This window comes from Phyllobacterium sp. 22552, assembly GCF_052044585.1.
Taxonomy (GTDB): Bacteria; Pseudomonadota; Alphaproteobacteria; order Rhizobiales; family Rhizobiaceae; genus Phyllobacterium; species Phyllobacterium ifriqiyense.
On sequence record NZ_JBQENG010000004.1, the window covers coordinates 453,559 to 471,377 of the forward strand.

Annotated in this window: 16 protein-coding genes and 1 pseudogene; 8 read left to right on the plus strand and 9 right to left on the minus strand. The window is 54.3% G+C overall.

Annotation, left to right across the window (positions count from 1 at the left end; genetic code table 11):
• The 3 genes from ffh to ACTJI9_RS12450 all read right to left on the minus strand — a co-directional run bounded on the left by ffh (position 1) and on the right by ACTJI9_RS12450 (position 2,249).
• Positions 1-1,578, minus strand: coding sequence for a signal recognition particle protein (gene ffh / locus ACTJI9_RS12440; RefSeq protein WP_336440388.1), 1,578 nt, complete (start codon positions 1,576-1,578; stop codon positions 1-3).
• Positions 1,579-1,825: 247 nt separating this feature from the next.
• Positions 1,826-2,134, minus strand: coding sequence for a BrnA antitoxin family protein (locus ACTJI9_RS12445; protein WP_440808332.1), 309 nt, complete (start codon positions 2,132-2,134; stop codon positions 1,826-1,828).
• Positions 2,115-2,249 (minus strand): BrnT family toxin, encoded by a 135-nt coding sequence (locus ACTJI9_RS12450; protein WP_440808482.1) that lies wholly within the window; start codon positions 2,247-2,249, stop codon positions 2,115-2,117. Before ACTJI9_RS12450 ends, ACTJI9_RS12445 begins: the two co-directional genes overlap by 20 nt.
• Positions 2,250-2,712: 463 nt before the next feature.
• On the opposite strand from ACTJI9_RS12450, the gene ACTJI9_RS12455 reads away from it, so the two are divergent.
• Positions 2,713-3,534 carry a lytic murein transglycosylase gene (locus tag ACTJI9_RS12455; RefSeq protein ID WP_115054375.1) on the plus strand — a complete coding sequence of 274 codons (822 nt, stop codon included), beginning with the start codon at positions 2,713-2,715 and terminating at the stop codon, positions 3,532-3,534.
• 85 nt (positions 3,535-3,619) lie between these two features.
• A complete protein-coding gene (locus ACTJI9_RS12460; protein ID WP_307281180.1) occupies positions 3,620-5,101 on the plus strand; it encodes a sensor domain-containing diguanylate cyclase in 1,482 nt (493 codons plus the stop codon).
• A gap of 12 nt (positions 5,102-5,113) precedes the next feature.
• On the opposite strand, the gene ACTJI9_RS12465 is transcribed toward ACTJI9_RS12460, so the two are convergent.
• Positions 5,114-6,217, minus strand: a complete 1,104-nt coding sequence (locus tag ACTJI9_RS12465; protein WP_115054373.1) for an oxidoreductase — start codon at positions 6,215-6,217, stop codon at positions 5,114-5,116.
• A 90-nt stretch (positions 6,218-6,307) separates the two neighbouring features.
• Positions 6,308-7,060, minus strand: a complete 753-nt coding sequence (locus ACTJI9_RS12470; RefSeq protein WP_440808337.1) for a GGDEF domain-containing protein — start codon at positions 7,058-7,060, stop codon at positions 6,308-6,310.
• Positions 7,061-7,540: 480 nt separating this feature from the next.
• Between ACTJI9_RS12470 and ACTJI9_RS12475 the strand changes: the two genes are divergently transcribed.
• Together ACTJI9_RS12475 and ACTJI9_RS12480 are read left to right on the plus strand one after the other, a co-directional pair.
• Complete coding sequence (locus tag ACTJI9_RS12475; protein WP_440808340.1) at positions 7,541-7,723, plus strand: hypothetical protein; 183 nt, start codon at positions 7,541-7,543, stop codon at positions 7,721-7,723.
• 326 nt (positions 7,724-8,049) lie between these two features.
• A pseudogene (locus ACTJI9_RS12480) lies at positions 8,050-8,133 on the plus strand (BA14K family protein); the annotation flags it as partial.
• 74 nt (positions 8,134-8,207) lie between these two features.
• On the opposite strand, the gene ACTJI9_RS12485 reads toward ACTJI9_RS12480, so the two are convergent.
• From ACTJI9_RS12485 to ACTJI9_RS12500, 4 genes are read right to left on the minus strand one after another with little or no spacing between them, the layout of a single operon-like run.
• Entirely contained in the window at positions 8,208-8,885 is a 678-nt protein-coding gene (locus ACTJI9_RS12485; protein WP_115054775.1) for a carbonic anhydrase, read from the minus strand.
• 60 nt (positions 8,886-8,945) lie between these two features.
• A complete protein-coding gene (locus tag ACTJI9_RS12490; protein ID WP_440808342.1) occupies positions 8,946-9,482 on the minus strand; it encodes a GNAT family N-acetyltransferase in 537 nt (178 codons plus the stop codon).
• Between the two features lie 4 nt (positions 9,483-9,486).
• Positions 9,487-10,368 (minus strand): pyridoxal kinase PdxY, encoded by an 882-nt coding sequence (gene pdxY / locus ACTJI9_RS12495; RefSeq protein ID WP_115054367.1) that lies wholly within the window; start codon positions 10,366-10,368, stop codon positions 9,487-9,489.
• A 50-nt stretch (positions 10,369-10,418) separates the two neighbouring features.
• Positions 10,419-10,661, minus strand: coding sequence for a hypothetical protein (locus ACTJI9_RS12500; RefSeq protein WP_115054366.1), 243 nt, complete (start codon positions 10,659-10,661; stop codon positions 10,419-10,421).
• 133 nt (positions 10,662-10,794) lie between these two features.
• On the opposite strand from ACTJI9_RS12500, the gene ACTJI9_RS12505 reads away from it, so the two are divergent.
• The 4 genes from ACTJI9_RS12505 to ACTJI9_RS12520 all read left to right on the plus strand — a co-directional run bounded on the left by ACTJI9_RS12505 (position 10,795) and on the right by ACTJI9_RS12520 (position 17,798).
• Entirely contained in the window at positions 10,795-11,409 is a 615-nt protein-coding gene (locus tag ACTJI9_RS12505) for a LemA family protein (RefSeq protein ID WP_440808485.1), read from the plus strand.
• 18 nt (positions 11,410-11,427) lie between these two features.
• The gene (locus ACTJI9_RS12510; protein ID WP_115054365.1) at positions 11,428-12,264 is read left to right on the plus strand and encodes a TPM domain-containing protein; all 837 of its coding nucleotides are present in this window, start codon (positions 11,428-11,430) and stop codon (positions 12,262-12,264) included.
• 1 nt (position 12,265) lies between these two features.
• The gene (locus tag ACTJI9_RS12515; protein ID WP_115054364.1) at positions 12,266-12,898 is read left to right on the plus strand and encodes a TPM domain-containing protein; all 633 of its coding nucleotides are present in this window, start codon (positions 12,266-12,268) and stop codon (positions 12,896-12,898) included.
• Positions 12,899-13,004: 106 nt separating this feature from the next.
• On the plus strand, positions 13,005-17,798 hold the full coding sequence (locus tag ACTJI9_RS12520) for an NAD-glutamate dehydrogenase (RefSeq protein ID WP_440808346.1): 4,794 nt from the start codon (positions 13,005-13,007) through the stop codon (positions 17,796-17,798).
• Positions 17,799-17,819: the final 21 nt, after the last annotated feature.

The following is a 17,819-nucleotide window of genomic DNA, read 5'->3' on the forward strand; positions in this document are numbered from 1 at the left end:
TCAGCCTTTCTTCTTTGGAAAGCCGGGCAGACCGCCGCCACCGAGCCCTGGAAGCCGGGGTAATCCGCCTGGACCGCCGAGGCCACCTGGAAGACCACCAAGTCCGCCCGGTAGTCCGCCGCCCTTACCAAAACCTGCTGCCTCAGCCTGTTTCTGCAAGGCTTCAAGCTGCTTGGGATCCATTTTCGACAGATCGGGCATTCCTCCCATGCCGCCGAGCCCGCCAAGGCCCATCTTGGCGCCGAGACCGCCCATCATCTGCTTCATCATGCCGCCTTTGCCCTTGCCCATCGACTTCATCATGTCCGCCATCTGGCGATGCATTTTCAGAAGCTTATTGATATCGGCGGCATTGGTGCCGGAACCTTTGGCAATACGCTGCTTGCGCGAATGCTTGAGCATATCGGGATTGCTGCGTTCGGCCTTGGTCATGGAGGAAATGATTGCGAGCTGGCGTTTGAAGATGGAGTCGTCAAGACCGGCAGCGGCCATCTGATCCTTCATCTTGCCCATGCCGGGCATCATTCCCATGATGCCACCCATGCCGCCCATCTTCTGCATCTGGCCAATCTGGTCCGCCAGATCATTCAGATCGAATTTGCCGGACTGCATCTTCTTGGCCATCGCAGCGGCTTTTTCCGCATCGATGTTTTCAGCAGCTTTTTCGACCAGCGAAACAATGTCGCCCATGCCGAGAATACGATCAGCAATACGGCGGGGATAAAACTCCTCCAGCGCATCCATCTTTTCGCCGGTGGCGATCAGCTTGATGGGCTTGCCGGTGACAGCACGCATGGAGAGAGCAGCACCGCCGCGTCCATCGCCATCCATACGGGTAAGAACAAGACCGGTAATACCAACGCGCTCATCGAAGGAGCGGGCAAGATTAACAGCATCCTGACCGGTCAGCGCATCGGCCACCAGCAGGATTTCGTGCGGATTGGCCTTCTTTTTGATGTCGGCCATTTCGAGCATAAGCGGCTCGTCAATATGGGTTCGGCCAGCAGTATCGAGAATGACGACATCATGGCCGCCGAGCTTGGCAGCCTGTACGGCGCGCGCGGCGATCTCTACAGGTGTCTGACCAGCGATGATCGGCAACGTATCGACGCCAGTCTGAACACCAAGCTGACGCAGCTGTTCCTGGGCGGCAGGACGACGCGTATCGAGCGAAGCAAGCAGAACTTTCTTCTTGGAACGTTCTGTAAGGCGCTTGCCGATCTTGCCGGTTGTTGTGGTTTTACCGGAACCCTGCAGACCAACCATCATGATGACAACCGGAGCCGGGGCGTTCAGATCAATGGTGACGCCTTCGGCGCCCAGCATGTCCACCAGTTCGTCATGGACGATCTTGACGACCATCTGGCCGGGCTTGATGCTTTTCAGAATATCTGCGCCGACAGCCTTGGCACGAACCTTGTCAGTAAAAGAGCGGACGACATCGAGCGCAACGTCAGCTTCGAGCAGCGCACGGCGCACTTCGCGCAGGGCTGCCGAAACATCGGCATCCGATAGCGCGCCACGGCCTGTAAGGCCGTTCAAAATAGAACCTAAGCGTTCCTGTAAGCTCTCGAACATTCAAACTTTCCTTTATCCCTTCGAAGACCGTTCCCCGAAAGATAAGTACCAACCGCGCCATGGCAAAGAGCCACAAGCAAAATGACACCCGAGGGCGCAACGCGCTGTCGGGTGTTGACCTCCGGGATCGTTTGAACCCTTGCGGGGTCCCGGTTGGCTGCTCGGAGTTTATTGCTCGTCGCGGATTGATGCGCGGCTTAAACAGGAAATAGGAGGCGGAGTCAAGATGTTTGGCTCCAACTGGCGCTCAGGCGTTCTTTTTCAACCCGGCTGCTTTGCGCAAGGTTTCATCAATACGGCTTTGCCAGCCGGGACCGGTTGAGCGGTAATAGTCGAGCACGTCGGGGCTGAGGCGGATGGAAACCGGCATCTTGGGCGCAGCGGCAATGGGACGGCCGGGGCGGCGTTTGGTCAAAGACGTGATCAATACGGTATCAGGATCATCAAGAGCAGCCTTTGTCAGAGCGGCATCTTCTTCACGCGTAATGCTATCCATAGCGCGTTGTATACGGGCACGGTGAACCTTGCGCTCTTCCTCAGTCATAGTTTTGTGCATATTTCACCATTTCCGTTTTTGTTGATTTTCGAAGCGAAATAACCCTAATTTTCTCCCCACGCTCCGTGTAGGTCAGGGTAAAAAGTGTACCGCCAATAAATCCCAGCGCGACAATGCGCTCTTCACCATAAAACTCCCTGTCATCTACATGCTAAACTCAAAGTCGTAAGCTTTGGCGAAGGCCACACCATGCTTTCGCTGGTTGCTTCGGTTCTTTTCTTCGTCCCATTCCAGCCTACTCACAAAAATCGCTTTGGTCAATAATTATTGTATATACAAAAATACGATGAACTCGCGGTTATCAGAATAGATTATCACACTGAAAAGCAGTCAGACCCTTATCAATTAGTACAAGATCCAGAAGCGAAAAACCCCGCAAGCACAACCAAGGATTGTACTTTGTGCGGCCCAAGAAACAGTCTGTGCTTGGACCAAAAGTGTGTGCTTTTAGCCAAAACCGCCTGAAAACCGCCGAAACAAGCGTCATTTCCGGGGCTATGGTGCAATTCACCCAGATGACAGGACACGTGAAAAGTGGCAGATAGGCATGAGACGATTCAACTTTTAAGGAGATATCCATGGCATTTGTTGCCAAAAGCAGATTTTTTGCGGGCGTAGCGACCGCTCTTCTCGGCTTGGCCGGTACAGCGCATGCGGCCGCTCAATGTGGCAACAATTCGTCTGGTTTCCCCGAATGGATTCAGCAGTACAAGCAGGAAGCACAGGCGCAGGGTATTGGCAGCCGTGGCATCCGGGCGCTGGACAATGTTACTTATGCCAGCAAGACGATCAATGCCGACCGGAATATGAAGAGCTTCAAATATTCGCTCGACAAATTCATGCAGGTCCGTGGCGCGCAGACAATTGTCTCCCGTGGCAAGAAGCAGAAAGCCCAGAACGCGGCATTGTTTGATCGAATTGAACAGCGCTATGGCGTGCCTGCAGGTCCTCTTTTGGCCATATGGGGCATGGAAACAGGCTTCGGCGCTTATCTTGGCAGCCAGAATACGCTTTCCGCAGTCGCTACACTTGCCTATGACTGCCGCCGTCCTGACTATTTCCGCCCGCATCTGAATGCAGCGCTGCAACTCGTCGACAATGGTACCCTTTCTCCCGATGCAAAGGGCGCAATGCATGGCGAAATCGGCCAGACCCAGTTCCTGCCGCTCAACGTGTTGAAGTATGGAGCCGATGGTGACGGCAATGGCCGCATCGACATGGTGCGTTCCAAGGCCGATGCACTGGCTTCCACGGCAAACTTCCTGCGCGGTCATGGATGGCAAAAGGGTGCTGGATATCAGCCCGGACAGCCTAATTATTCGGCTATTCAAGGATGGAATGCCGCGAGCGTCTATCAGCAGGCAATCGCCATCATGGGTGCACAGATCGACGGCCAATAGCCATCGTCGGACCCTGTAGACCCGGTGCAAAGCGCCGGGTCTACCCAAGCAGAACGCTCCTCAAAGCCCAAGAGTCCAAACTGCAATGAACGACCATATTGATCAAAGTACCGAGAGCGATACATTCGATCTCGCGCCTATTTCATTGTGGCTGGAAGATTTCAGCGATGTCCGGACTCTTTTCGAAACGTGGCGCAAGGCCGGTATTACGGACGTCAAAGCCTACCTGCTGGAAGATGTTGCGCGTATTCGCGAATGTTCGCGTCGAATCCGTGTTCTCAAGGTCAACAGGAAGACGCTTTCGCTTTTTCAGGCAGAAAGTTTCGAAAGCCTGACAGCCAATCTTGGCTCCATCTTCCGCGATGACATGCTTCAGTCCCATGTTCAGGAACTGGCAGCGCTGTGGAATGGAGAGACAGAGTTCTCCAGTAATACGGTCAACTATACTTTGTCGGGAGGGCGGCTGGATATTCAGTTGCGAGGTGCGATACTGCCTGGCTACGAACAGACCTGGGAACGTGTTCTGCTTTCCATCGAGGATGTTACGGACCGGGAAGATGCGCGCCGTCAGCAGGTTGCCAGCAAGCAATATGCAGAAGGGCTGTTCGAACATTCTCCCGTTTCATTATGGGTCGAGGATTTCAGCCGCATAAAGAAGCTGCTGGATGAAGTGCGCGACCGGGGCATAACGGATTTTCGGATATTTACAGACGTTCATCCGGAGTTTGTCGGGCAGTGTGCCAGTGAAATCCGCGTCATTGATGTTAATCGCGAAACGCTGAAGCTTTTTCTGGCTCCGGACAAAATGACATTGCTGCGCCGTCTGCCGGACGTTTTTCGCGACGTCATGAACACCCATTTTCGCGAGCAACTCATAGAATTATGGAACGGCAATCTGTTTCACACTCGCGAGACAGTGAACTACGCGCTCGATGGTACGGAGCGTCATGTTCTTCTGCAGTTTTCAGTCCTGCCGGGACATGAACAGGATTGGTCGCTGGTTCAGATTTCACTGACGGATATTACCGCGCGCAAGAAAGCGGAAGCCTATCTGGAATATCTGGGCAAGCATGACGTGCTGACGAAGTTGCACAATCGTGCATTCTATGTCGACGAGTTGAACCGGCTTGAGCGACGCGAATTTTTCCCGGTTTCCATCATCATCCTGGACCTCAACGGTCTGAAAGCCGTTAATGATCAGTGGGGCCATGGGGTTGGCGATGGCCTGTTGCGGCGCATGGGCGAGGTGCTCGGCGAAGCAGTAAAGTCTCCTTCCTATGCGGCACGCATAGGCGGTGACGAATTTGCGGTGCTCCTGCCATCAATCGATGAGCTCGGTGTAGCCAGCATGGTCGATGAAATACGCAGCCTGATCGAGATCAACAACCAGTATTATTCGAACATTGTGTTGAAGGTCTCAATTGGATGGGCGACGAGCGCAATGGGAGAAAAGCTGGAAGCCGTTGCCAAAAGGGCTGATCTGCTAATGTATGAGGACAAGCACCAGCACTATACGAAAGCCGGGGACAGCCTTCCAAGCCGATCCCCGCGGAACGATTCTATTTGAACAAAAAAGGCTTTAATCTGTGTGGGCGAACAGTTTCGGGTAAGCACGGGGCTGGCAGCGCAGATATTGCGGTGGTGCAAATGTCTGGGCACCGAGTTTGGCTGCTGCGTGCCATGGCCAGCGCGGGTTATAGAGAATTGCGCGGGCAAGTCCGATCGCATCCGCATCTCCATTGGCGACAATCGCCTCGGCATGTTCCGCTTCGTTGATCAGACCCACAGCAATAGTTGTCATCCCGGTTTCCGCCTTGATCTTTCGAGCAAGATTGACCTGATAGCCAGGGCTCAGCATCATTTGCTGCAAGGGTGAGAGACCACCACTCGACACATGGATCGCCGCACAACCAAGTTTCTCCAGCGCCTTGGCAAAAGTTACGGTCATATCGGCATCCCATCCTCCTTCAACCCAATCGGTTGCTGAAACACGGATCCATACGGGCCTATCGGCAGGGAAGGCCGAACGAACCGCTTCAAATACTTCAAGCGGAAAGCGCATGCGATTTTCCAGGCTGCCGCCATACTCATCCTCACGCTTGTTAGAAAGCGGTGAAAGGAATTCGTGCAGTAGATAGCCATGGGCGCCGTGCACCTCAATGCCATCTATTCCCAGCCGGGCGGAACGCTCGGCAGCAGTTGCGAAGGCATCACGAATGCGCGCAAGCCCAGCCTTGTCCAATGCGACGGGTGCATCATATTCATCCAGATAAGGAATTGCTGATGGTGCTTCGGTTTTCCAGCCATCCGCATGATCGGGTGCTATTTGTTTGCCGCCCTTCCAGGGCAGATCAACCGATGCCTTGCGTCCCGCATGGGCCAGTTGTATCGCGACTGGCATGGGCGAATGTTCCCTTATCGCCAGCAATACTCGGGCGAGAGCAGCTTCGTTGTTGTCGTTATAAAGTCCAAGGTCCTTGTAGGATATGCGCCCTTCCGGGGTCACGGCGGTTGCTTCGGTGATCAACAAGCCCGCGCCTGACAAAGCGAGATTGCCCAGATGCATCATATGCCAATCCGCTGCGTTGCCGCCTTCGGATGAATATTGGCACATGGGAGCAATGATAATGCGGTTTGAAAGGTCTAGCGTACCCAAACGCAATGGCTGGAACAAATGGCTCATGATCGTACCTCGGGAGATTTTTCGGAAGGAGATAGCTGCCCTGCAAGATGATGGGAGTCTGCGGTTAATTCAAGTCACTCAAGGCGGCTCTCAACTGGAAGGGCCATAGACAATACGGTCGCGCCCCTGTTCCTTTGCCTGAAAAAGACATTGGTCAGCACTATCAACAAGCTGCTCGAGAGTTTGGCCGGACGTGTGAAATGCGACGCCAATACTGACGGTGACCGATACATCGCGCTCGCCTGCGCGCCGCGTAACAGCCCGGCAGCCGGCAAGTATCCTGTTGGCAACCCAGGCCGCCTGGCCATAATCCGCATCGGCGAGAAAAACGGCAAACTCCTCGCCGCCAAAGCGTGCGCCAACGTCGCGGCGCCCCATCATTCCACGAATTAATATGCCGATATCCAAAAGGATGTCGTCTCCCAGCGCATGTCCGTATCGGTCATTGACCTGTTTAAAGTGATCGACATCGACGTAGAGAATAGCGCCTGCACTCAAAACGGGATTGCCGGACTGAATGAAATGGTCCACGCGCAGGTAAAACTCATGCCGGGTGAAGAGCCCTGTCATCCCGTCCTTGCGAAAGGCTGTATCCAACTCACCGGTCATTTGTTTCAACCGGTGATTCCAACTGACGAGAAACGCGCAAAGAGGCCCGCCGACAGTGAGGACAATGAGGGTTGTGAGATAAATTGTCTTATCGAGCCGGTTGTAACCGCCAAGCAAAAAGAACGCTGCAGCCATGGCATCTGCCAGCACAGTGCCAATCACTACCATGACCAAAACTTGCATTACCGGCGACAGACCTGCAAATCGTGTCGACCAGAGATTATAAAACCGCATTTCCACCTTTCAGCATTCATGGGCAAGCATAGGCTTTAGCCATGAAGAAACCTTTCCGAAACAAGGTGAATGATTATTGTATAAATTTTGTATGCGATCTTGAATTACGGGCAAAAAAAGAGCCGGACTAAAAAGCCCGGCCTGAATTGTGAAGGTTAAAAACCTCCAGAGGGGAACAGCCATCGCGGCAAAATGGGAGGAGTACCGCGATGACTGATTGCTACATAAGCCTCTTTTTGCAGCGCAACAATCGCTATAAATGCATAGCTGCTATGCATTGCGGTGAAATTATAATCATTGAAGGTGCATTTCTGAGCAGGTGCAGCATAATTACCCAATAGAATGCCCGGCCAGGCAACGGTATTTCCTCAACAAAGACGCTGAAAGATTGCGAATTAACGCGATCATCCGGCTGTTGCGTGATAGGCATGCGACGGATGTCACGTTATGTCCTCACATACCGGCAAGGAGATCAGGTAAATGGCGATAAAATTCGCACAAAAGACAAGCGACACGAAAACTCCGCCGGAAAGCAAGGCGACGCCAAAGGCAAAGCCAGCGGAAAACGCTGAAATCCCGGCTATTGAAGTAAATAAGAGTGAAAACGGCACGGATCTTTTCGAAACCAAGGCCGAAACCTCCAAGCGTAAAAAGAAACGCTAAGCCGTATCCTTGAATAATAACCGATCGTTCACACTCCGTTCATGAGTGAAGGCGCACTCATAGGTTGTGGAATTCAAGGAGCATTCATGAAACGAATAATCTCAGCGATTGGTGCCGGTGTTGTAGCCGTCATTATCGGCTTTACTTCGGTGGTGTCATCTTACGCAGCACCTGTTGCGCCATCACAGGTTCAGGTCACCTCTCTCGTCGAAAAGGCGCAGTATCGCGAAAAGCGCAAGCACCGCGCCGAGAGACGCCATGATCGCCGTGATCGATATGATCGCTACGAGCGTCGCTCACATTATGACAACAGGCGCGAGCGCCGCTGGAATGGTCACCGTGGTTACCGCGAAAAGCGCCATGGCTATCGCCGCGGTCATGATGGCTGGTGGTATCCGCGCGCGGCCTTCATTATCCGCGCCTATTGATAGCTGGATAAAAACTAAAGATTGTTACTAAAGAGCGGCCTCGAAGGCCGCTTTTTTTAACTCTGCTCTGAAATCTCGGCGACACCGTTCTCTTCCGGGTCCGGTCTTAGAAAATCGCCTGTTTCAGGATTCATGATCCACAGTTCACCGGTGGAAATATCGAACCAGGCACCATGGAGTGTGAGCCGGCCCTTTTTCTCCAGAATATCCACGCAGGGAAAACTGCGAAGGTTTTTCAGGGAGTAGCGGATAGAGATGCGTTCCAGTGCGGTCTGGCGTTCGAAAGGCGTCATCAGCTCATTGGCAGCAACAGCTTCTGCAGCAGGAGCCACAAGGCTCATCCATTTGCCGATAAAATCGCCCGGCGACAATGGCTGGCTATCCGGATTGAGCGCAGCTTTGATACCCCCGCAACGGCCATGGCCCATGACGACAATATGCTTGACCTTCAGGCTCTGCACCGCAAATTCGAGTGCGGCCGAGGTGGAGTGATATTCGCCGTCGGGCGAATAGGGCGGCACGAGATTTGCCACATTGCGAACAACGAAGATTTCGCCTGGTGCCGTATCAAAGATGATTTCCGGGGCTGATCTCGAATCGCAACAGGCGATGACCAGGGTTTCGGGCGTCTGGCCTTGTTCTGCCAATTGCTTGTAGCGCATCGTCTCGTTGGAGAAGCGATGAGCCATGAAGTTGCGATAACCGGTGAGGAGTCTCTCGGGAAGCAGGGTCATGGGCATGCTCTAATCCTGATTGCTCAAAAATTCAATTGGGCTGGCACCAGCGGCTGGGTGCTAGAACAACAGATACCAGAATAATGCTGTTTCATCGTGGGTAGCAGGAATAGCGGAGTAAATGCCTGTGTCGAAACCACGCAGGATAAAGCCGTAACGCTGATAGAAAAGGCAGGCATCAACATTGTTATCCTGGGTTTCGAGCATAATTCCGGAAAGGTTGCGTGACCTTGCCCATTCCATTGCCGCGTCAAGCAGCATTCGCCCGATACCAGCCTTGCGGTGGCTTATATCCACCTTGATACTGTCAATAATCGCATAGCCGTTCCAATTCTCGCTGACGAGAAGCAGGCCCGCCGGCCGCTGATTGTTATAGGCAATGATGGCAACCTTGGTTTCGGCTCCAATATAGCTGGCGAGATCGTCAGGGTTGTCATGCTCGTAGCGTTTTACGCGCGGCTCTGCAGGAACAACTGTAAAATCAACGATGTTTTGGCTCGATGAAAGCAATAGGCGGGACTTAATATGAAATGACCCGTCAATTGCCTCCACATCATCAGCATGTGCTGCTGTGAGGTTCTTCAGCACGATTGTCATGACTTCAGGCCCTGATGCCCTTGGTAGGATGAGTCAGACGGCGCATTTGCACCATTGCCATTGGTGTAGAGAGGCTCGAGGCATCGGCTTCGAGCATGAGTTCGTCCGCGCCGCGCTTGGCAGATCGCGCCATGATCTCAAAAACAGAGGCGGTGGTTCGTTGCAGCACCTGTTCCAATTCGATTCCTGAAAGCATGCGGGCAAGGAACAAGGCAGAAGTCAGATCACCCAGGCCATTGGTCGGCCCGGTGACGAGGCGATGCTCGGCAAGAAGCGCGAGCGTGTGATTGATCAGAAGATTACCTGTTCCGCCTGCCAGCATGGGATGGGCTGACGTGACAAGCATTGTGGCGGGACCCGCGTGAAGCGCTGCCTGCATGACAGCCTTGTTATCAGGCAGATCGGCTCCGGCCAGCCACGCAAGCTCAAACCGATTGGGCGTCGAGATATCGGCCAGCGGCATAAGTTCGTCTCTAATAGCGATTGCTGTCGCCTCGGGAACATAGAGGCCTTTTTCATCACCGATCACGGGATCACAAAGATAAAGTACTTTCTTGTTTTTTTCCTTGATGGTTTTTACAAGACGGGCCACGGAAGAGGCCTGTGCAGCATTGCCAAGATAACCACTCATGATGCCGGTTATTTCGCCGAGCCAAGGCGCGCGTTCAAGATCTGCAATCAGGTCGTCGAACTGTTCGGCAGGCGGCACAATCCGCTTGGCCGGGCCATGTCCCGGATGCCATGGCAGGATGACGGTCGGGACGGCCCAAACGGGATGCCCCAGTGTCTCCAGCGCAAAAACAGCAGCGCGATTGCCCACCGAGCCGCGCACCACATGACTGGAAATGACGATGACGGCATTGGAAGATATAGCGGGATTATTCATTGGGTACTCATGCGCGAGTTGGGAAAAGGCGGCCTAGGCGGTCCATTTTACTAGCCGAAGAACGAGATCAAAAACCAGATAAACATGGCAATGACGACAAGCAATCCCAAAGCCCTGCCAATGCGTGTGCCGAGAACCTCGATAGGGTCGGAAGCATCGGCGTCCTTGGCCGAAAAATGGCCTTTGGTGCGATCAGTAAATGAAAGGCCGCTTGAAACGGTTTCATCTCCTACACGTTGCAGGATACGCTGCGCTTCCTTGCCCTGCTGATTGTCTTTTTTGCTGCCTGTCATGGTGGCCCCGTTGCTTCACACTCAGCATAGCGCTTTGCCAGTTCCTTTTGGAATAAAAAATGGCTAGGCTCGCACATATGCGGTCATGGCCGCTTGGGGACGAGTAGAAATTGGAGAGTGGACTATGCTGTATATGAGCTCATCGCTGGCACCCCGTCGCAAGGGACGGGTTCTTTCCGTCTTGGCACTGGTCTTGCTTGTCCCGCTGCTATCGGCCTGCGGATTCAACACGATCCCGACCAATGAAGAACGCGCCAAGGCAGCATGGAGCGATGTCCTGAACCAATATCAACGCCGAGCCGATCTGATCCCCAATCTCGTGGAAACCGTCAAAGGTTATGCCGCTCAGGAAAAGGACGTGCTGACCTCCGTGGTGGAGGCGCGTGCCAAAGCCACTTCGGTCCAGGTGTCGCCGGAGACATTGACCGATCCCAATGCGATGAAAGTATTCCAGGAGAATCAGGCTCAGCTGACCGGCGCGCTGTCGCGCCTGCTGGCTGTGGTCGAGAACTATCCTGACCTGAAATCCAACCAGAACTTCCTGGCCCTGCAATCGCAGCTTGAGGGTACGGAAAACCGCATTGCCGTTGCACGGCGCGATTATATCGAAGCGGTGCGGGTCTATAATACGGCGCTGAAAACCATGCCGACAATGATCTGGGCGTGGATATGGTTTACCGGCAATGAGCCTTATCAGACTTTCAACATCGAAGATTCGGCGAAGCAGACGCCTCAGGTGAAATTCTAGGCATTTGATGTGAGAGCAATGCGTCCGATAGCTGCCGGTGCCAGTCGCCTTTGGCTGGCTCTTGTTCTGCTGGCTGTCTTTTCCGTTCATGCCTTTGCAGCGGAGCTGCCAGCGCTGACCGGCCGTGTTGTTGACGGTGCAAATGTCATCGAGCCTGAAACTCGCGAAGCGATAACACGTCAGCTCGAAGCGTTTGAAACGAAATCCTCAGATCAGGTCGTCGTCGTGACAGTGCCTGATCTCGATGGTCAAGATATTGAATCCTACTCCAACCGGCTTTATCGCCATTGGGCACTCGGACAGAAGCAGGAAAATAACGGCGTCTTGCTCGTCGTTGCCCCGAATGACCGCAAGGTCAGGATAGAGGTCGGCTATGGTCTTGAAGGCACGCTGACCGACCTGTTGTCAAAGCTCATAATTGAGAACAGCATTATTCCCGGTTTTCGGTCCGGTGATTATTCCGGGGGAATAGCGCGCGGTGTCAATGATATAGTCCAGGTTCTTTCCGGTGATTCAGCCGAGCTTGAGGCTCGCGCCAAGCGCAATATCAAAGAGCCCAATACCGATATCGACTGGTTCATGGTGATCTTCATCACGGTATGGGTCATCATTTTCTTCGGCGGTTTCGGCATGGCGGTATTGGCCCCGGTTTTCGGGCAAAAGATCGGACCCGGCCAATATCGCTGGCTCGGAATGAATATCGATACAAGGCCATCAAGGCGCAATGGCGGTGGCGGCAGCGGGGGTTGGTCTTCCGGTGGTGGTGGCTGGTCGTCCGGCGGCGGTGGCGGTGGTGGTGGATTTTCGGGCGGCGGCGGTTCTTCCGGCGGCGGCGGCGCATCGGGGAGCTGGTAGATTGGCCTTAATCACAGACATTGATCACAAACGTATTGCCGAGGCGATCCGGTCTGCTGAAAGTCGCACGAGCGGCGAGATCTATGCCGTGGTTGCACGGCGGAGCGACAGCTACTTCTTCGTTGCCGGTTTTACTGCCGCATGCGGTATTTTACTCGCCGCCGTGATCGTCGCGCTTGCCGCACATTGGTACTGGTTCATCATACCGCTACCGACATTTGGCCTTGCCATTCTTGCCGCATTCCTGACCGCAGTGCTGGTGCTTTGGCTTGTGCCCGGCATAACGATGCTGCTCGTGCCGCGGCAGGTCCGATATCGCCGCGCGCATCAAAATGCCGTTCAGCAGTTTCTTGCGCGCAATGTTCACCTGACAACGGAGCGAACCGGCATATTGCTGTTTGTTTCACAGGCCGAGCGCTATGCGGAAGTGATTGCCGATGCCGGAATCAATGCCAAGGTTGGACAGGAAGAGTGGAACGGGATTGTCAGCCTGCTTACGGATCACGCAAAAAAAGGCGAAGTTGCATCAGGATTTCTTCAGGCGATTGAGAGAGCCGGTTTGCTGCTGGAGGAACATTTCCCGATTGGTCATGAAGATGTCAATGAACTCGATGATCATCTCGTCGAATTGTAATATTCTTGCGTGTCACGCTATTTTCACGTTTGCATGCAATTTGAGGTCGAAAAGCCTTATTTAATAGCTATGATTAGCCAGTTTTGAGAATTCAGGGGGGTATTTTATGGTTTCCAGCGAAAATTCCGCGAAGAAATCCGCACCGACGTCGAAAACTGCAAAGTCTGCAAACGCCAAAAACAAGGTCCGGCTCTTCGAGGAACTGCTGTTTGTGCGCGCTCCGGAAGAGGATCTGGCGGTCTATGATGCGGGTGCTCTGACAGCTTCTGCAAAGCTGGCAGAAGATGCGCTGAGGCGCTTCAAGTCGGGCAAACCCCTCATAGATATTTCCGATGGAAGTGCTGTTTCCCGTGATGGCCGCCCGATCACCGTCATCACACTGATCAATGACAATATGCCCTTCCTGCTCGACTCTGTCCTTGGCGAGATCAGCGAGAGGGTCAGCTCTGTCTATCTGGTGCTGCATCCGGTGATGGATGTGGACAAGAAGAGCGGTGCCGTTATCGGTGCCGCTGGTCCCGATAAGCCCGGCAAGGACGAAGCTCGCGTCTCGGTGATGCAGATCCATGTGCCTGCGCTGGACGCTCCGGCGCGTGAGATCATGCTGGCTGCGCTTAATCTTGTGCTCAAGCAGGTCCGGGAAGCGGTCAATGATCGCGGCGCGATGGCGGCTCGTCTTGACGATGCAATCGAGGCTTACAAGACCGGCAAAACACCGATGAAGAAAGCCGCCTGCGATGAGGCGGTCGAATTTCTCGAATGGTTACGCGACAATAATTTCACCTTTCTGGGTGTCCGCGAATATGATTATCAGGGCGATGGCAGCCAGGGCGAGCTGGAACGTTCGGGCAAGCCTGGCCTTGGCATTTTACGCGATCCGGATGTTCGCGTGCTCAAGCGTGGCAATCAGGGCGTAACCACCACGCCGCAGATCATTGCCTTTCTCACCGGCCCTGAGCCGCTGATTGTCACCAAGGCAAATACGAAGTCGCTGGTGCATCGCCGTGGTTATATGGATTATATCGGCGTCAAAACCTATGATGCGGAAGGCAAGGTCAGCGGCGAACTGCGTTTTGTCGGCCTGTTTACGTCAGGCGCCTATACGCGCTCCGTGCTGAAAATCCCCTATCTGCGCTCGAAGACCGAAAGCGTTATCAGCCGCCTTGGTTTCAACCGGGAAGATCATTCCGGCAAGCAGCTGATCAAGGTTCTTGAGGGCTATCCACGCGACGATCTTTTCCAGATCGACGTCAAGACACTGACCCGAAATGCCGAGATCATTCTTGCTCTGGGAGAGCGGCCGCGCGTGCGTGTTCTGCCACGCATTGATCCGTTTGGCCGATTCGCCTCGATCATTGTCTATGTCCCCCGTGAACGCTACGATTCTGTTGTCCGCGAAAAGATGGGGTCCTATTTTGCCGCGGTCTATGATGGGCATGTGTCGGCTTATTATCCGGCTTTTCCGGAAGGCAATCTGGCCCGCGTCCACTTTATCATAGGTCATGCGGAAAATGACTTCCCCAAGGTCAAACGCGAGGTGCTGGAAGAAAATGTCCGCGCTATCGTCCGCACCTGGGAGGATGCTGTTGCCGAGGTTGGCGACCGCACTGGCGCGGCGGAATTTACCACTCTGGCTGCGGCCTTCCCTGACAGCTACCGTGAAAACTTTTCACCGGAAGAAGCGCTTGTCGATGCCGGGCGTATTGCCGGGCTGACGCGCAACAATCCGCTGTTCGTGGATTTTTATCGCCATCGCACCGATGGTCCGGGCGCCGCTTCCTTGAAGATCTATCATTATGGTTCGGCGGTTGCGCTTTCGCAGCGCGTGCCTCTTCTTGAGAATATGGGCTTTCGCGTCATCAGCGAGCAGACTTTCGCTCTGCCCGCAGCCGATGGCAGCCCGCTCTTTGTCCATGATATGGAACTGACCAGCACATCTGAAATCCCAATCGATCTTGCTGATGATGGGGATCTGTTTGAGGAGGTTTTCCGCAGTATCTGGGATGGTGCCTCGGACAATGACGGCTATAACGCGCTGGCACTCACGGGACAGCTTTCATCACGCCAGATCATCATCCTGCGCGCCTATGGCCGCTATTTGCAGCAGGCCGGCATTCCCTATTCCCAGGATTTCATTGCAGCAACGCTGAACCGGTATCCGGCTATTGCCAAGCAGATTTTTGGTTTGTTCGACCAACGTTTCAATCCTGCGAAAAACAAGGCCGGAGCAACAAAATCCCAATCGGCGCAGCAAAAGCTTCGTGCTGCTATCGAAGAAGGCTTGCAGGGTGTGCCGAGCCTTGACGATGATCGCATTTTGCGGCGATTCCTCAACCTGATTGAATCGACATTGCGCACCAATGCCTTTGCGCCGGAAGAAAATGGCAGCGAACGCGTCACCCTGGCCTTCAAGCTTGATCCACGGGCTCTGGATGAATTGCCTGCGCCGCGGCCCTATCGCGAGATTTTCGTTTACGGCCCCGAGGTCGAGGGTGTGCACCTGCGCTTTGGCCCGGTTGCTCGTGGCGGTCTGCGCTGGTCGGATCGCGCTCAGGATTATCGCACCGAGGTTCTCGGACTGGTCAAGGCGCAGCAGGTCAAGAATGCCGTCATCGTGCCGGTTGGTGCCAAGGGCGGTTTTTATCCGAAGCGTCTGCCGACAGGAAGCGACCGCAATGCGATCTTCGAAGCAGGGCGCGCGGCCTATATTACCTTCATTTCGACATTGCTTTCCGTGACCGATAATCTGCAGGGCGAAACTGTCGTACCGCCGGAAAATGTCATCCGGCTTGATGGCGATGATCCTTATTTCGTCGTTGCTGCCGATAAGGGCACGGCAACTTTCTCCGATACGGCAAATGCAATCAGTCAAGCCCATGATTTCTGGCTGGACGATGCTTTCGCCTCTGGCGGCTCTGTCGGCTACGATCATAAGAAAATGGGTATTACCGCGCGCGGTGCCTGGGAAGCGGTCAAGCGCCATTTCCGTGAAATCGGCACTGATATCCAGACCACGCCATTCACGGTTGTTGGTGTCGGCGATATGTCGGGCGATGTGTTTGGCAATGGCATGCTGCTGTCGCCACAGATAAAGCTGATTGCCGCCTTCGATCACCGCGATATCTTCATCGATCCGGAACCGAATGTAAAAGCAACGCTGAAGGAGCGGCAGCGCCTGTTTGATCTGCCGCGTTCCAGCTGGCAGGATTTCGACAAGTCGAAGATTTCCGCTGGCGGCGGTGTATTCTCGCGTTCGCAAAAGTCCATTACGCTTTCCAAGGAAGCGGCAAAAGCCATTGGACTTGGCAAGACCACAGCGACACCATTTGAAATCATGACGGCTATCCTTAAAGCGCCGGTTGATTTGCTCTGGTTTGGCGGTATCGGCACCTATATCCGCTCCTCGCTCGAAACCGATGCGGAAGCTGGCGATCGTTCCAATGATGCCATCCGCATTACCGGCAGCGATGTTCGGGCCAAGGTTATCGGCGAAGGTGCCAATCTCGGCGTTACCCAGAAAGCACGTATCGAATTTGGCCTTTTGGGCGGCCGCTGCAATTCAGACGCCATCGATAATTCTGCCGGCGTCAATACGTCGGACGTTGAGGTCAATATCAAGATTGCATTGGCGCAGGCCATGCGCAGCGGCAAGCTGAAGCGTGACAAGCGCGATAAGGTGCTGGAATCCATGACCAATGAGGTCGGTTCTCTGGTGCTGCGTAATAATTACCTGCAAACACTCGCGCTTTCGCTGGCACAGCGGCGTGGTATTGTGGATCTTGCCTATCAGGCCCGTTTTATCACCGATCTGGAAGCGCAAAAGCTGCTCAACCGCAAGGTGGAAACCTTGCCGGAAGACAAGGCATTGCAGGAACGCCAGATCGAAGGCATTCCGCTAACCCGCGCCGAGCTTGGCGTGCTGTTGGCTTATGCCAAGATCGTGCTTTCGGACCAGCTTCTGGCCAGCGATCTGCCGGATGATCCTTATTTTGAGCGCGAGCTGATGGAGTATTTCCCCATCCAGATGAAGGAAGGCTTTGCCGACGAAATACGTACGCATCGCCTGCGCCGGGAAATCATTGCAACGCAGCTCGCCAATGATGTGATAAATCGGGGCGGACCGACCTTTGTCAGCCGGCTTTCGGACCTGACCGGCCAATCGGGGCCGGAAATCGTTCGTGCCTATGTCATCGTTCGCGATGGTTTTGAAGTGGACGGTCTGTTCGACGCCATTGATCGCCTGGATAATCTCATGCCGGGCGATGTGCAGAACGGGCTTTACGCCAAGGTTGCGCAGATGTTGAACTGGACGACAGCCTGGGTTTTGCGCAATCGCAAGAGTGCCGACCTTGGAGGCGCTATTGCTGAGATCAAGGCTGGTCGCAATGCGCTGTTGCCACGGCTCGACAAGCTTCTGCCAGTAACGATGATGGCACTCATTCGTGAAGATACGGCCAATAATGTTGCGCTTGGTGCGCCGCAGGCGCTTGCGGAACAGATGGCGCGTCTGGAAATTGCGCCGATCATCCCGGATATCGCAGCAGTGGCGCAGGCGGCCAATGTCGATATTGCCGCCGCGGCCAAAGCCTACTTCGATATTTCGGAAGCGTTCCGTATTGGCCGCATCGAGGATGCTGCACGCAGCGTATCTGTTGCTGATTATTATGATGGTCTGGCGCTTGCCCGGGCCACAGATCTGATCAGTCAGGCGCGGCGGGGCATTGCGGTGTCAGCACTGACCCAGCATGGCAAGAAGGCCGACCCAGCCAAGGAATGGCTGGCAAGCCGGGGTTCGCGTTTGGATGAAGTGCGCCAGCGCATGGCAAATATCGTCGAAACCGGTGATCTTACAGTGTCACGTCTGGCTGTCGCAGCGGGGCTGCTGTCTGATTTGTCGTGATTTGGAGGTGGCTATCTCCCC